General features: G+C 64.5%; 15 protein-coding genes and 1 pseudogene. 4 read left to right on the forward strand and 12 right to left on the reverse strand.

Annotated features, from left to right (window positions below):
* Window positions 1-24 precede the first annotated feature (24 nt).
* Complete coding sequence (locus HV675_RS01145; RefSeq protein WP_175108891.1) at window positions 25-1335, reverse strand: MFS transporter; 1311 nt, start codon at window positions 1333-1335, stop codon at window positions 25-27.
* Between the two features lie 162 nt (window positions 1336-1497).
* On the opposite strand from HV675_RS01145, the gene HV675_RS01150 reads away from it, so the two are divergent.
* Window positions 1498-2391 carry a LysR family transcriptional regulator gene (locus HV675_RS01150; RefSeq protein ID WP_175108892.1) on the forward strand — a complete coding sequence of 298 codons (894 nt, stop codon included), beginning with the start codon at window positions 1498-1500 and terminating at the stop codon, window positions 2389-2391.
* On the opposite strand, the gene HV675_RS01155 is transcribed toward HV675_RS01150, so the two are convergent.
* The 5 genes from HV675_RS01155 to HV675_RS01175 form a co-directional block, all read right to left on the reverse strand.
* Entirely contained in the window at window positions 2369-2749 is a 381-nt protein-coding gene (locus tag HV675_RS01155; protein WP_175108893.1) for a DUF190 domain-containing protein, read from the reverse strand. The genes HV675_RS01150 and HV675_RS01155 overlap by 23 nt on opposite strands.
* Window positions 2750-2751: 2 nt before the next feature.
* Window positions 2752-3246 (reverse strand): hypothetical protein, encoded by a 495-nt coding sequence (locus tag HV675_RS01160; protein ID WP_246270038.1) that lies wholly within the window; start codon window positions 3244-3246, stop codon window positions 2752-2754.
* 107 nt (window positions 3247-3353) lie between these two features.
* Complete coding sequence (locus tag HV675_RS01165) at window positions 3354-3710, reverse strand: DUF190 domain-containing protein (RefSeq protein ID WP_175108894.1); 357 nt, start codon at window positions 3708-3710, stop codon at window positions 3354-3356.
* A 270-nt stretch (window positions 3711-3980) separates the two neighbouring features.
* Entirely contained in the window at window positions 3981-4763 is a 783-nt protein-coding gene (locus tag HV675_RS01170) for an alpha/beta fold hydrolase (RefSeq protein WP_175108895.1), read from the reverse strand.
* Between the two features lie 106 nt (window positions 4764-4869).
* Window positions 4870-5445: a DUF1349 domain-containing protein gene (locus tag HV675_RS01175; RefSeq protein WP_175108896.1), complete on the reverse strand. Its 576-nt coding sequence runs from the start codon at window positions 5443-5445 to the stop codon at window positions 4870-4872.
* A 130-nt stretch (window positions 5446-5575) separates the two neighbouring features.
* On the opposite strand from HV675_RS01175, the gene HV675_RS01180 reads away from it, so the two are divergent.
* Complete coding sequence (locus HV675_RS01180; RefSeq protein ID WP_175108897.1) at window positions 5576-5728, forward strand: DUF6496 domain-containing protein; 153 nt, start codon at window positions 5576-5578, stop codon at window positions 5726-5728.
* Window positions 5729-5812: 84 nt separating this feature from the next.
* On the opposite strand, the gene HV675_RS01185 is transcribed toward HV675_RS01180, so the two are convergent.
* A complete protein-coding gene (locus HV675_RS01185) occupies window positions 5813-6232 on the reverse strand; it encodes a GFA family protein (RefSeq protein ID WP_175108898.1) in 420 nt (139 codons plus the stop codon).
* A 371-nt stretch (window positions 6233-6603) separates the two neighbouring features.
* Window positions 6604-6828, reverse strand: a complete 225-nt coding sequence (locus tag HV675_RS01190; RefSeq protein WP_175108899.1) for a hypothetical protein — start codon at window positions 6826-6828, stop codon at window positions 6604-6606.
* 28 nt (window positions 6829-6856) lie between these two features.
* Between HV675_RS01190 and phaP the strand changes: the two genes are divergently transcribed.
* Window positions 6857-7414, forward strand: coding sequence for a TIGR01841 family phasin (gene phaP, locus HV675_RS01195; protein WP_175108900.1), 558 nt, complete (start codon window positions 6857-6859; stop codon window positions 7412-7414).
* A 278-nt stretch (window positions 7415-7692) separates the two neighbouring features.
* On the opposite strand, the gene HV675_RS01200 is transcribed toward phaP, so the two are convergent.
* From HV675_RS01200 to HV675_RS01215, 4 genes are all read right to left on the reverse strand, one after another.
* Window positions 7693-8274 (reverse strand): TetR/AcrR family transcriptional regulator, encoded by a 582-nt coding sequence (locus tag HV675_RS01200; RefSeq protein WP_175108901.1) that lies wholly within the window; start codon window positions 8272-8274, stop codon window positions 7693-7695.
* Between the two features lie 139 nt (window positions 8275-8413).
* Entirely contained in the window at window positions 8414-10141 is a 1728-nt protein-coding gene (locus tag HV675_RS01205; RefSeq protein WP_175108902.1) for an ATP-dependent DNA ligase, read from the reverse strand.
* Window positions 10138-11238, reverse strand: coding sequence for a ligase-associated DNA damage response exonuclease (locus HV675_RS01210; protein ID WP_175108903.1), 1101 nt, complete (start codon window positions 11236-11238; stop codon window positions 10138-10140). Before HV675_RS01210 ends, HV675_RS01205 begins: the two co-directional genes overlap by 4 nt.
* Before the next feature lie 366 nt (window positions 11239-11604).
* Complete coding sequence (locus HV675_RS01215; RefSeq protein ID WP_175108904.1) at window positions 11605-11988, reverse strand: hypothetical protein; 384 nt, start codon at window positions 11986-11988, stop codon at window positions 11605-11607.
* Between the two features lie 584 nt (window positions 11989-12572).
* Between HV675_RS01215 and katE the strand changes: the two are divergent.
* Window positions 12573-14690 (forward strand): annotated as a pseudogene (gene katE, locus HV675_RS01220) (catalase HPII); the annotation flags it as partial.
* Window positions 14691-14753 lie beyond the last annotated feature (63 nt).

Consider the following 14753-nt stretch of genomic DNA (forward strand, 5'->3'; position numbering starts at 1 on the left):
GGAGTCAGATACGTCGCGCACCGGTCAGGCGCGATGGGCTTGCGCGGCCGGCTTCTGTTCGGACGGCGCGGGGGCGCTCGAGAGGCCGGGTTCGCCGCGCGCATGGACTGGGGCGATCGTGCGTCCACGGGTTTCGGGCAGCAGCAGCGCGGCGATCACGACGAGCCCGTAAGCCGCGCCCGCATCGATGCCGAGCGCCGAGCCGATCGGCATCGAATTGCCCATATGGCCGACCAGCACCGGAAAGCCCGCCGATACGATGCGGCCGAAGTTGTAGCAGAAGCCGACGCCCGTGCCGCGCACGCCTTGCGGATAGAGCTCGTTGAAGAGCGCGCCGAGCGTCGCCGGAATGCCCGCGGAGAAGAAGCCGAGCGGAAAGCTCAGCATCAGCATCGCGGTGTCGCCGATCGGCAGGAACACATACAGGTTGACCGTTACCGCGCAGCACAGCGCGAACAGGATCAGGTTCATGCGCCGGCCGATCCGATCCTGCAGCCACGCGCTCACGAAACACCCGCAAATGAACGCGACGATCACAACCGCCAGATAACCGCCGGTGCCGAGCACCGACAGATGCCGCTCCGTTTTCAGATAGGTCGGCAGCCATGTGGTGATCGCGTGATAGCCGCCATGCGCGCCGAGGCCGATCAGACCGCCGACGATGGTCGTGCGGATCACCGAGCGGTCGAAGATGCCGAGCACCGGCAGCTTCGCGTCGAGCTTGCGGGCGGTGGCGCTCGACGTGTCGCGCGGCGGTTCCGGCACGTTGCGGCGCACGTACAGCAACAGCAGCGCGGGCAGCGCGCCGAGCGCGAACAGCACGCGCCACGCCCATTGCGGCGAGGCCCAGGAAAACACGATCGCGTAGAGCAGCACCGCGGCGGCCCAGCCGAACCCCCAGGCGCTTTGCACGATGCCCATCGTTTTGCCGCGATGCTGCGCGCGTATCGTTTCGCTCAGCAGCACCGAGCCGGCCGTCCATTCGCCGCCGAATCCGAGACCTTGCAGCGACTTCAATACGAGCAACTGCTCGTAGTTCTGCGCGCACGCGGAAAGCAGCGTGAACAGCGAAAACCACAGCACGGTGATCTGCAGCGCGCGCACGCGGCCGTAGCGGTCCGACAGCACGCCGGCCAACAAACCGCCGAGCGCACCCGCGACGAGCGTCGCACCGCCGATCAGGCCCGCCTGGCCCTTGCCGATCCCCCAGGTGGCGATCAGCGCGGGAATCACGAGGCTGAATGCCTGGGTGTCCAGCGCGTCGAGCGCCCAGCCGCCGAAGCATGTCCATAACGTGCGCTTTTCCGTTGGCGAGATTTCCCGGTACCAGTTCATCGTGTCTCCGTCCCGTGCCGGCCGCCGATGCGGCCTGGCTGGCGGGTTGTTGGAAGCGTATCGGAGGCGGCCGCCGCGTGACGGACGCCCATGCGACGCATTCTATGGACTCAATGGATATCGTTGTATTATGGAATCAATCAATATTCATATTGCGGCGATATGGAAACGCGCAGCCTCAAATACTTTCTGGCGATTGCGGATGCGGGCAGCGTGACGCGTGCCGCGGATCTGCTCGGCGTGGCGCAGCCGGCATTGAGCCAGGCGTTGACGCGTATGGAGAAGGAGTGGGGCGTGAAGCTCTTCGAGCGCAGCCGGCGCGGCGCCGCGCTGACGCCCGCGGGCCTCGCCATCGTCGACGATATTCGCCTCTCGGTCGCGCGCATCGATGCGGCGTCGCTGCGCGCGCGTGCGATCGGCGCGGACCGAGCGGGGCGCCTGACGATCGGCTTCGCGTCGGCGGCGCTTTTCGATGTGCTGCCGCGCACCATCGGGTTGCTGCGCGAAGCGGTGCCTGGCGTCGAACTGGTGTTGCGCGAGATGAGCAACGCGGAGCAGGTCAACGCGCTGGAGAAAGGCGAAATCGACCTTGGCCTGCTGCACACGCCGGTCGCCGTGAACGGCAGGATGAAGGAAAAGCTGATTGCGCGCGAGAAGCTGCTGGCGGTGCTGCCCGATTCGTTTCCCCGCAACGGCGATGCGCCGGTGTTCCTGCGCGACCTCGCCGCGCACGGGTTTGTCTGGTTTCCGCAAGATCAGTTGCCGGTGATTCGCGCGGGCATTCTCAGCGCGTTTCGCCAGGCCGGTTGCGAGATCGGGACCGTGCAGAACGCGAACCGCTCGCTGACCGTGCTCGCGTGCGTCGCCGCGGGCTGCGGCATCTCGCTGCTGCCGCGCTCGGTGCGCACACTGCAGTTTAGCGGCGTGCGCTTATGCGAAATTGCCGATGGCGATGCATTGCCGCGTTTCGAACTGAGCGCGATCTGGCCGGCCCGCGCAAGACCGACGCTGGCGGACCGCTTCGCGGAACTGATCAGGCCTTACGCGCCGGAGTAACCGGCGCATGGCTCGACGGGTTGTCAGGCGCCGCATGCGGCGGACGGCCGCCGATCAGCCCGAATTCGACCGGTGCGCGCACGTAGAACACATGCACGTTCGCGGCCCGCACGATCTCGAGCACACGCTCGGCTTCGTCTTCGGTGACGGCCATCACGATCTGCAGCGGCTGATCGGCAAGCCGCAGCGCATGCGCCGCGTGATGCGCGCCCGCATGGCCGACCCCTTGCGCGCAGTTGATGACCGTCACGCCGCGAATGCCGAGCTTGTGCACCTGCCCGAGCAGCCATTCGCAGACGCTCAGATGGCCGTGGCGGCGATCCTGGCCGGTGTAAAAGGTCAGTTGATAGCCATGCATTGCTACCTCTTTGCGCGGGCGTGCGCGCCGTGCGATATCCCGCTCCATGCGGGTTCGACGCCGCGGGGTTCGCTGTTTTGTGCGCCGCTTTTTGCACTGGTTTTTGCGGTGTTTTTTCCGCTTGCATACGGTGCGTGGCCAATTGGCTCGTCACGCGTGCTGCCACGCGCGTATTCGATCGCATCGACGAGCACCGGCGTGAGCTCGGCGACGCGCTCGCGCGTGATGCGCACTTCGACCCATTCGCGCATCGGCGCTCGCCCGTACGGTTGAAACGCGAATGCGCGGCCCGCTTCGACCAGGCGCGCGGCCTTGTCGGCCGGCAGCTTGATCCCGATGCCGCTGCCGTACACGCAAAAGGCGAGATGCGTACCGACAAAAGCGGCCGGGCAGCCGAACATCGTGCCTTCGCGCACAGCGGGATCGAGATGCCGGACGCGCGCGAACACCGCGTCGAAGAGGCCCAGATCGTGCAACAGTCGAGGCGCGTCTTTCATGTCTGTCTCCTTTTCTGCTGGAGCCCGCGGGTGCGTGTTGCGTGCGGCGCGATGCGATGCGATGCGCGAAGGGCCATGTGCGCAACGCTTTGCGACGCTCGCGGTCTCTAGCGGTATTGCGTCGTTTCGGATGCCGTGCCGCCGGGTTCGTCGCCTGGCAGCGCGAACTCGACCGGGCTACGGGTGTAGAAGAGCGTGATTTCGCACTGCCGCAGACGCTCGAGCAACGTATCGATGCGGGATTCATCGGCAGCGACGGTGATGGCGACCGGCTGATCGACCAGTTCGAAGAAGCGGGCCGCATGGTATTTGCCGTGCCGGTCGATGCTCTCGCTCGCCTCGATCACGGTGGCGCCCTGAATGCCGGCCTTCGCGGTTTCGTCCAGCACCCATTGGACGACTGTCATGTGGTTCGTGCGGACGCAGCGGCTGTCCGCGTACACCGTCAGCTGGCTGCCTTTCATGGAAGGCTCTCCGGTAAGACCCGAACGGATGCATCGGCCGCGCAGGCGGTATGCGCGTTGCCGCGGTCGCGGTGCTCAACGCAGATTACGCCTCGCGATCTGGCGAAACAAGCGGACTTGTATGTGCGGGCCTGCGCGGCCGGTTGCTGGGGCTATGGCCGTTGCTGCCGCGACGGGGGCTGGTAAGCGAACTGCGAGGGGCGGCTGCGAAAGCTAACTGCGAAAGCTAACTGCCAGGGCCAGTCGCAAAGGCACGCGCCACGAAATCGGTTACCAGGCCGACAGGAACTCGCCCAGCACAGTCAGATAAAGCTCGGGCTCCTCGATGTTCGGAAAATGGCCCGAGCGCTTCATTTCGATGAATTCCGCATGCGGAATCCGCTCGGCGCAGTCGCGTCCGTCCTGCACGGAGTTGAGCACGTCGTACTTGCCGGACATCACGAGCGTATGCGCCTTGATGGCCGGCAGCATCGGACGGAAATCGAAACCGGTCAGCGCGCCGCTCGCAGCCGCCATGCCGGTCTCGTCGAGTGGCATGCTGAATACCCGCTGCGCGCATGCGGCCTTGAGTTCCGCACTCGCGTAAGGGCCGAACGCCCGATCCATCAGAAAGCGCTGCTTTTCTTCGAATGAGCGGTTCGCCAGTTCATCGGCATGCTCGGCGAGCAAGCGCGCCGACGACGACGTTGTGCCGTGGCTCTTCGGTACGATCAGCGCGACGCTGTGCACGCGCTCCGGTTGGGCGGTCGCGACGCCTTGCGCGGTGTAGCTGCCCATCGACGCGCCGATCAGGTTGATTTCGCCGTAGCCGAGCGTGTCGGCGAGCGCGAACACGTCGTCGATGTGATCTTGCAGCGTGTAGTGCGCGGGCTTCGTCGAGGCGCCATGACCGCGCGCGTCGAACGCGACGGTCGTGAAGAACGGGCTGAAATGGCGGACCTCTTCTTCCCAGATCTGCAAACGGTCGCCAAGGCCATGAAGCAGCAGCAGCGGCGGCCCGTTTCCTTCGATCGATACGTTCAGGTCGATACCGTTCGCGCGGATGATTGGCATGCTGGAAGCGGATGAGTGGTGAATTGAAGGGGCTGACGCGCGGCGCCGGCTCTCCCAATACCGATAACAACCGGTCGCGTGCAAAAATTCCGCGGCCGCCGCGGGCCTACGTCAAATCGTGAAGCGGCTTGTCAGTCGGTGCGCCGACGCGGAACTGGTCGAATTCGACGTTAAGGCCGTCGCGCTCCGGCGTACAGCACATGGGCCCGACGAAATAACTGGCGGCATGCGGGAAGGGCGCAAGCCGCAGCAGCGGCCAGTGCGCGCCGTCGGTCGAGTACTGCAGACGCAGCACGCGTTCGGCGACGGTTGCGCGCAGCCAGAAGCCATCGACGGGATCGATGCGCGTGCCGGTTGCCCAATCGGACTGATCGACGGTCAACACACTGCTGAGCATCAGCGCGCCATCGGTGAATTCGACACCGGCCTTGACCCATTGCGCCGCATCGATGCGCACCATCAGGCCGGCCTGGTCATAAAGCGTTTCGAACCGGCCGCGCACGCGGACCTGCGCGGTGAATCCGCCCATGGTGCGCGTGCCGAAGCAATGACCGGTATCGCGCGTGAAGCCATAGTGGGTCTCGCGCCAGAAGTCCGTTGCGCGGTCGGTCGTCACGTGCAGCCGCTCGCTTTCAAGCGACCAGCTCGCGGGTTCGTTCAGCCATTCGCATTGTTCGAACACTTCCGTCTCCTCGATGTGCGGGCAATCCGTGCGGGCAATCGCAAGGATAAAGCAAGCGTGCTGCGTGGGAATAGCGCTTGCTTGATGCGATATCGATCAAGCGCCGCGTGCGCGCAACAGGGAGAGCATCATGCCGCTGAAGAGAGGGACGTCGAAGGAAACCGTCGGCCAGAACATCAAGACCGAAAAGAAGCAGGGCAAATCGCAGAAGCAGGCGGTCGCGATTGCGCTGAATCAGGCGCGCAAGTCGGGCGCGAAGATTCCGAAGAAGAGCGAGAAGTGACAGGCGCAAGGCACGGCCCGGCCGTTCGATAGCCGTGCTGCGCGCGCTTCGTATGATGGATTCGGTGCTGCGTTATTTTCCGGTTCAGGTGCGGTCCTTGTCGAACTCGGTGCGCACGCCGGCCGGCAGCCACGGCTCGCGATGGCAGCACCAGAGTTCGTACGTCGGTTCGAAGATGCCGGTGCGATCGAACGAGCCGAGCGGTATGTCGAGCTCCGACCCGTCGCCGTATTCCATGTAGGCAACCGACCCGCACGCCGGACAGAAATGCCGGCGGCCCAACGGCGAACTCTTCCACGCCCGCGTGTCGCCCGACCATTCGATATCGTCGCGCTCGTATATCGCGTATGAGCCGAACGCCGAACCGTGGATGCGGCGGCACGTCATGCAATGACAGATCCCGACGCGCTTCGGTTCGCCCTTCGCGCGAAAGCGCAGCGCGCCGCACGCGCACCCGCCGTCATACAGCGGCTGTTGCGAAGGTGTGTATGGGAACGTTTCCATGCGGCCTCCATATTGAGGATAGCGAGTTCATTAACCTTAGACGATAAGGATTCCGTTCAATTTCGGATGTGCATTGTTATGACATGCCAGTGACAGCGTGCGCTTAAGTTGGTGCGGTATGACGGCAGGAATTGCCGGGCACCGTCGCCTGCTGGGGCAGAAGTTTCCGACAGCTGGACGCATATCAAAAAGAAGTACGAGGCGGGATGCGTACGGATTGAAATAACCGATTTGCCGCATTAGGATGGGGTCCCCGGACGAGGACCTGTTCTTGCTGAGCGCCTTGCAGGACAACGGGTATCGTCAGATTTAAACGTTGCCGTCGCAGCCATCCGGCAGACGGCTCACCCGTCGATCAGGAGACTCGCATGCTAAGCCCCCATGAGTTTGCAACGCTCATGCTCGTCAAGCACGCCGAACAATCTGTGAATTTCGATCTGGCTGACCTTCATACACTCGTCGAACGCAAGCTCGTCGAGTTCGAGAGCGGCGCCTCCATAGCCGAACAGCCGCGTATTACCGACCGCGGCCATGCGTTGCTCGCGCGCTTTCACGCGCTTCGTTAAACCGATATAGCGGCGCCGCGCTTGCGTCACCGGCGCCCGCCTCAATGAGGGCTGTGAAATGACTTATCTTTCCCCCGAACAATTCGCCGACGCGCAAAAGGCGAACATCGACGCGACCTACCGGTTCGCAAACGAAGCCTTCAACGGCTTCGAAAAACTCGTGTCGCTGAACTTGAAAACGATCAGGACGTCGCTCGATGTGCAAGCCGCGCGCTGGCAGAGCGCGCTGTCGGGCAACGGGATGCAGGCGTTCTTCGAGGTCCCGCCCGGCACAGAGCCGCTCGCCGAGCGGATAGCCGCGTACAACCGTCAGGTGTTCGAGATCCTGGCGAGTGCGCAAGCCGCGCTCGCGGAGCAAGCCGGCGCTCAATACCAGCGCGAGGCGCGCAAGGTCCAGACGGGCATCGACGAAGCGGCGAAGAGCGGGCCGGTTGGGTCCGAGGCGGCGGTAGCCGCGTTGAACTCGATGATCCACGCAACCAACTCGTGGTATGACAGTTTGTTCAAGACCGCGCGTCAGGCGGTGGAAACGGCGGAATCCAATATGAATGTCGTGGCAAACACGGCGAAGCGCGCGCAGTCGGCGACGCCGCATGCCGCGGCCGGCAGGAAGTAACGGCGCGGCGACGGCGAGCGACGTAACGCGGCAGACAGGTTGGCGTGCGTCGCGCGGCAGTGCGGCTGAACCGCCCGCTGCCCGCGGCAAGCTGCGCGCGGCAAGCGATGAGGATTCGACGATCAAGCTTCGATGACCGTGTAGTAACCCGGGCGCGATCCCCGCGTCCAGGCGCTTTTCGGGCCCGCTATCTGGTGGGCCTTTTTTTATCTGAACGGATCATGCTGTGCGGCCGCACGGCCGGCGTGCCCGTGCCGGCCGTGTGTGCCGCTTTCCGGCTAGCCGCGCGGCACGAGTGCATCGACCAGCGCGGTCGCGGTTTGCCGCAAGCGCTTCGGATCTTCGTAGACCCGTTCCATTACCGCGATTCCGCGCGTCATCGTGATGATGATCGAGGCGGCCTGCTGCGGCGGCACCGCGAGTTGCGCACGTGCTTCCTTCGTATTCAGCACCGCGAGCACCGTGGCTTCGAGTTCGTTCAGCATGCTTTGCACCGCATCGCGCACGCGCGGTGAATCAGGGTCGATCTCGACCGCGGTCTTGGTCGACAGGCACCCGCGCGTGGGTGTGCCATGCGAGATCGAACGGATTGCAAACGTGAAAAACGAAACCAGCGCGTCGCGCAGGTCTGGCTTGTCGAGCGCCTTGCGTGCGTCCGCGATAAAGCGCCCGGTGTAGCGCTCGAACACGCGGATAAAGATTTCTTCCTTGTCGCCGTATGCGTTGTACAGCGAACCGCGCTGCACGCCGGTCGCCTCGGCGAGGTCGAGCATCGACGTCGAGCGGAAACCCTTGCGCCAGAAAACCTCGAGCGCGTCGGTAAACGCGCTGTCTTCATCGAACTGTCGGACTCCTGCCATGGTTTTCCTCTTCTGACGAACCGGTACGCGGCTATTTTGACATCGTTGCCGAAAATGCGCAAAGCTCAATTTTCATTGAAGCGATGCGAACCCTTTCGTGCGATTTGATGCCCGGCATCGGCGCCAACGATAGCAAAGCTTATGCAGTGGCCGGGTCGATGAAACCTTTGAGCATAGCCAATGTATCGGCGTCCTCGATGTGTTTGTCGGTGCGCCAGCGCAGCATGCGTGGGAATCTGACAGCGACGCCGGATTTATGCCGCGTGCTCGCCTGGATGCCTTCAAAGCCGATTTCGAAGACGAGCGTCGGCGTGACGCTGCGCACCGGTCCGAATTTTTCGACGGTCGTTCTGCGCACGATCGCGTCGACCTCGCGCATTTCGTCGTCGGTCAGACCCGAGTACGCCTTCGCGAACGGCACGAGCGTGCGCACGCCGTTCGCTTCGTCCCACACGGCGAAGGTGAAATCCGTATAAAGGCTCGCACGGCGGCCATGACCACGTTGCGCATAAACGAGCACCGCATCGACCGCATAGGGGTCGATTTTCCATTTCCACCATGTGCCGGCCGCTTTGGTGCGACCGACGCCGTACAGCGATTGCTGTTCCTTCAGCATCAATCCTTCGACGCCGCGGGCGCGGCTTTGCGCGCGCAATGCGGCGAGCATCGACCAGCTGCTCGCGTCGACGCGTGGCGATACGCGCAGCAGATCGCGCGCAAGCGTATCGGCTAGCGACGTGGCCAGCGCGTCGAGCTGCGCGCGCCGGCCGATGAGCGGCGTCATCCGCTGATCGGCGCCGTGCGCTTCGAGCAGGTCGTACGCGAGAAACGCGGCGGGCGAATCGGCCAGCACCTTTTTTGTCAGCGATTTGCGCGTGATGCGGGGCTGCAGGCGCGCGAACGGCAGCGGCGCTTGCGCGCCGGGTTGCCAGGCGAGGATTTCGCCGTCGAGCACGAAGCCATCGGGAAGCGCATCGCCGAGCGCGACGACTTCGGGAAAACGCTCGGTGATCAGGTCCTCGCCGCGTGACCAGATCCATACGCGGCCATCGCGCTTTACGACCTGCGCGCGTATGCCGTCCCACTTCCATTCGACAAGCCAATGCGTAGGATCGCCTAGCGTCTCGGGTGCGCTCTGCAGCGGATGCGCAAGAAAGAACGGATACGGCAGCGCGCGTTCGGCTTCGTGCGGGTCCTGCGCGGACTGCGGCGTTCCTGTGGCGCCGGCCGCGTGAGCACTGTCCGTGTCGCCGCGGCTCTTCTGGCCGGAGGTCCCGGCGGGCGCGATCAGCCGCAGATAACGGGCTGCGTCGGGCGGCTGCCGCGCATCGGTCCAGCCGACCATTCGTTGCGCGATCAACTTGTGGTCGACACCCGCGACATCGGCGAGCGCGCGCACCACGAGCTGCCGCGCGACGCCGACGCGAAAGCCGCCGCCGATCAGTTTCGTCAACAGGAAGCGGCCGCTCCAGTCGAGTTCGTCCCAGTATGCGACAAGGCGCGTACGCAAGGTGTCGGGCGTGGCGCCGCGCAAAGTCAGCACGCGCTCCTCGATCCATTGTGTGAGGCCGAGCCCGGATGTGCGTGCGGCGGGCGGCAGGACATGCGCGATGGTTTCGGCGAGATCGCCGACTGCCTGGTACGACTCGTCGAAGAGCCATTCCGGCAGGCCGGCGCGCTCGCGTGCGATCTCGGTCAGCAGGCGCGTGGGCACCGTTTGCCGCGGCTTGCCGCCGGCGAGGAAGTACGACGCCCACGCGGCATCTTCCGGCGGCGCGACGGAGAAATAGGTGGTCAGCGCATCGAGTTTGTCGCGCGTGGACGTCGTCGCGTCGAGCGCTGCGTAGAGCGCGGCAAAGCGCTTCATCGGGCGGGCGCCTCCGGGTCGGTGAAGCGCGTCGCGGGTGATGAGGCCGCCGAGGGCGGGGTCGCATCGTCGGTCGAGCCTTGCGCGTCGGCCTCGACGTTGTCGCCGCCGTATTCGGTTGCGAACGCGCTCGCGTCGAGTCCCCGCTCGCGCAGCCAGCGCACCATCGGTTCCACTTGGCCATGCGTGACGATGACGCGCCCGGCGCCGGTGGCCTCGATCGCGGTCTGCAGCGCCGGCCAGTCGGCATGGTCCGACAGCACGAAGCCGCGGTCGACGCCGCGCCGCCTGCGTGTGCCGCGCAGGCGCATCCAGCCCGATGCGAACGCGTCGCTGTAGTCGCCGAAGCGGCGCAGCCAGGGGCTGCCTTGCGCGGAAGGGGGCGCGATGACCAGCGCTTCGTTAAAGGCGGCCTTGTCTTTGGCGGGCACGCTGGATGGACTGCGCACCTCCGGCAATACGACACCGGCTGCGCGGTAGGCGCGGTTGAGCGGCTCCATCGCGCCGTGGCAGAAGATCGGGCCGAGCGCCGCGTCGACGCCGGCGAGGATGCGCTGCGCTTTGCCGAACGCATAGCAGAAGAGCACCGACGCGCGGCCGTTGGCGGCGTTGTGACGCCACCACGCGTCGATGCCGGCGAACACCGTTTGCGGCGGATCCCATCGATAGACCGGCAGGCCGAAGGTCGATTCGGTAATGAATGTATCGCAGCGCACCGGTTCGAATGCCGCGCAGGTCGGGTCGGCGTCGAGCTTGTAGTCGCCGGATGCGACCCACACGTCGCCGCGGTATGCAACGCGCACCTGCGCGGAACCGAGCACATGGCCGGCCGGATGGAGCGACACGTCGACGCCGTTGATCGCGATGCGTTCGCCGTATTCGACGGCCTGCAGGCTGATGCCGGGCAGGCGCGACTGCAGGACGCCCGCGCCCGGCGTCGACGTCAGGTAATGGCGGTGGCCGAAGCGCGCGTGGTCTGAATGCGCGTGCGTGATGACCGCCCGTTCGACCGGTTGCCATGGGTCGATGTAGAAATCGCCCGCGGGGCAATAGAGACCTTCAGGGCGCGCGACGATCAGATCGGTTGAATTCGTCAATCGCGTTCTCCGTGCTGTGCGCGATCATCGCGCGCGTGCGGTCAGTTTAACTGTGTGCTGGCGGTGGCGAGACCGGGATGCGATGGTCGGCCGGTGCGGGTGGTTATTCGGCGCGAGGGTTCTTTTTGCGTATCGTTGAAGACGCGCAAACGCGCGTCGCGTCATCCAATTTACGCAAACGCACTGATGCAATCGCAAAGCGGCGCGCCAGCATGGGAACCGGCGCGCCGCCCTTGGCGTGGCATCAGGCATGGGTGCGTTCATGCAGCAGTGCGTTGCATATTCAGTCCGCGAACGTTGCCTGATGTCAGTCGCGATTGTCAGTCGCGAGTAACGCGGGCTATCGGCGCCCGCGTCATGCATGCGTCATTGGCTGCCGCCTGGCGCCGTGCCGCGATTCATTGGCGCCTGCTGCGGCGTTGCACCGGTGCCTGTGCCGACGCCGCCTCCGGTGCCGGTCGAACCGGGTGCGCCGTAGCCGCTGTCCGAGTTATTCATACCCGGCCGGTTCATCCCGCGGTTGGCGCCCGTGCCGGGCGCGGCCATGCCGCCTGCGCCGCCGGTATTCCCGCCGCCCGCTCCGACGCCGGCGCCGTTACCCGCTGCGCCTCCGCCCATCCCGCCTGCGCCGCCGCCACCCATCCCGCCCCCGCCTCCGCCCGCACCACCGGCGCCGCCTTGAGCAAAAACGCCGCCGGATAGTGCCATCACCAGCGCTGATGCAAGAAGCTTCTTCACAGTGCTTTTCATCGTCGGATCCTCCGAGAAGTGTTCATGAAATGCGAGCGGTTGTAGCTCGCCTCGGTTTCTACCGTGCAAGCGGTGTGCCGCGTATTGAATCCTGTATGCGAGGGCGGCGGGAACGGCGGTTGCGGGTTGTGTTGGAATCGCGTTCTTCTTGTCGCCGCCGCACGGCGCGCGTGGCCGCGATGCGCGGGCATGAAACGGAAGTGATGCGTCGTCGCGGGCGCGCTGCTTTGCACGATTGAGCCGGGAGAGTCGATATGGATCCATCGATCGATATGCAACAGCGTTTGACTGAACTCGAACACGCATTGTCGCGACGCTTTGCATCGTCGACTTCAGTCGCCCATCTGGCCGACTCGGCCGGTCGTAAGCGAACCGATGCTGGAGGAGGCCGCGCGCGCGTGATCGTACAGACGCATCGCGGCTGCAGGAGATGCGGCAGTGTGCCGTTGCCGGATTATGAGCGGATGCACCGACCGGGCCTCGTCCGCACGCTGGAACGCCCATTGCAGCAGTGTCAGCGGATGCAGCGCCGCAGCCAACCCGCCGATGCGTTGTGACGCGAATTACTACGACCCGATAAAGAAACCAGGAGTCCCTCGATGGCAAGCAAACCCCGCAATCGTCAATCCGGTTCGTCTGCGAAAGACGCGAAATCCGACGCGCTCGAAGCGTCGCGCGCACGCCCTGAGAACGAGGCACTGCGTACCAACCAGGGCGTGAAAATCGCCGATAACCAGAACTCGTTGCGCGCGGGCCCGCGCGGCCCGTCGTTGCTCGAAGACTTCATCATGCGTGAAAAAATCACGCACTTCGACCACGAACGGATTCCCGAGCGCATCGTTCATGCGCGCGGTTCGGCCGCGCACGGTGTGTTTCAGCCCTATGAGTCGATGGCCGAATTTACGAAGGCGGCATTTCTGCAGGACCCGTCGGTGCAAACACCGGTTTACGTGCGTTTCTCGACGGTGCAGGGACCGCGCGGCTCAGCCGATACGGTGCGCGACGTACGCGGCTTTGCGGTGAAGTTCTACACGAGCGAGGGCATTTACGACCTGGTCGGCAACAATATGCCGGTGTTTTTCATTCAGGATGCGATCAAATTTCCCGACTTCGTTCATGCGGTAAAGCCCGAAGCGCCAAACGAAATGCCGACCGGCGGCTCCGCGCACGACACGTTCTGGGACTTTGTGTCGCTCGTGCCCGAATCCACGCACATGGTGCTGTGGACCATGTCGGACCGCGCGATTCCGCGCAGCCTGCGCACAATGGAAGGGTTTGGCGTTCATACGTTTCGCTTCGTGAATGCGCAGGGGCGGTCGCGTTTCGTGAAGTTTCACTGGCGCCCGGTGCTGGGGTCGTATTCGTTGCTGTGGGACGAGGCGCAGAAGATCGCGGGCAAGGATCCGGACTTTCATCGACGCGATCTGTGGGAAGCGATCGAGCGCGGCAATTTTCCCGAGTTCGAACTCGGCGTGCAACTGATCGAGGAGAAAGACCAGCATACGCTCGGCTTCGATCTGATCGACCCGACCAAGCTGATTCCGGAAGAGATCGTGCCGGTGCGGATCATCGGCAAGATGACGCTGAATCGCAATCCGGACAATTTTTTCGCCGAAACCGAACAGGTCGCGTTTCACCCGGGGCACGTCGTGCCGGGCATCGATTTCTCGAACGATCCGTTGCTGCAGGGCCGTCTGTTCTCATACACGGATACGCAGATAAGCCGCCTCGGCGGCGCGAATTTCCATGAGATTCCGATCAACCGGCCGCTCGCGCCGAACGTGAACAATCAGCGCGACGGCATGCACCGGCAGACGATCAACGTCGGGCAGGCGTCGTATGAGCCGAATTCGCTAAGCGATGCGTGGCCGAAGGAGACGGATCCCGCGCCGCACGATGGCGGGTTCGAGAGTTATCCGGAGCCGATGGAGGGCACGAAAATTCGCGTGCGCAGTGAGTCGTTTGCCGATCACTTCTCGCAGGCGGCGTTGTTTTATCAAAGCATGAGCGAGGTCGAAAAAGAACATATTGCCGCCGCGTATCAGTTCGAACTCGGCAAGGTGACGCGGCCGGAAATCCGGGCGCGCGTCGTCAATGAGATTCTCTCGAACTACGACCTGGAACTCGCGAAGCAGGTCGCCGAAGGACTCGGTCTTCCCGCGCCGTCGAGGGGTTCGAAAGCCGTCGGCAAACAGCAGCCGTCGCCGGCGTTGAGCCTGCTCAATCGCGTGAAGCCGGGCATCAAAACGCGCAAGGTTGCGCTGCTCGCGGCGCCAGGCGCGGACGAGGCGTCCGTCAAGGCGATTCGCAAGGCACTCGAAGATCAAGGCGCTGTGCCGGTATTGATCGCGCCGACACTTGCGCCGATCGACGGCATGCATCCCGACGCGACGATTGCCGGGATGCCGTCGATCATGATCGACGCGGTGATCGTATGCGGCGGCGACGCGAGTGCAAAGGTGCTCGCGCAATCGGGGGATGCGCGGCACTTCGTGCTCGAGGCGTTCAAGCATCTGAAGGCGATCGCGGCGCTCGGCGCGGGACGCGACGTGCTGAACGCCGCGCACTTGCCGGACCATGCGGATGGTGTCGCAACGGGTGCGGACGCCGACCTCGACGCGGTGCTCGAAAAATTCATCGATGCCGCGGGTCAGCACCGCGTGTGGTCGCGACGGTCGATCGCCGAATCGGTGCCGGCCTAGTTCGGCCGGCACAGCGCGACGTCGATCGGCCGTGCCTATTTGCGCATGGTGCGCGCATCGCGC

The organism is Paraburkholderia solisilvae (genome assembly GCF_902859875.1).
Taxonomy (GTDB): Bacteria; Pseudomonadota; Gammaproteobacteria; order Burkholderiales; family Burkholderiaceae; genus Paraburkholderia; species Paraburkholderia solisilvae.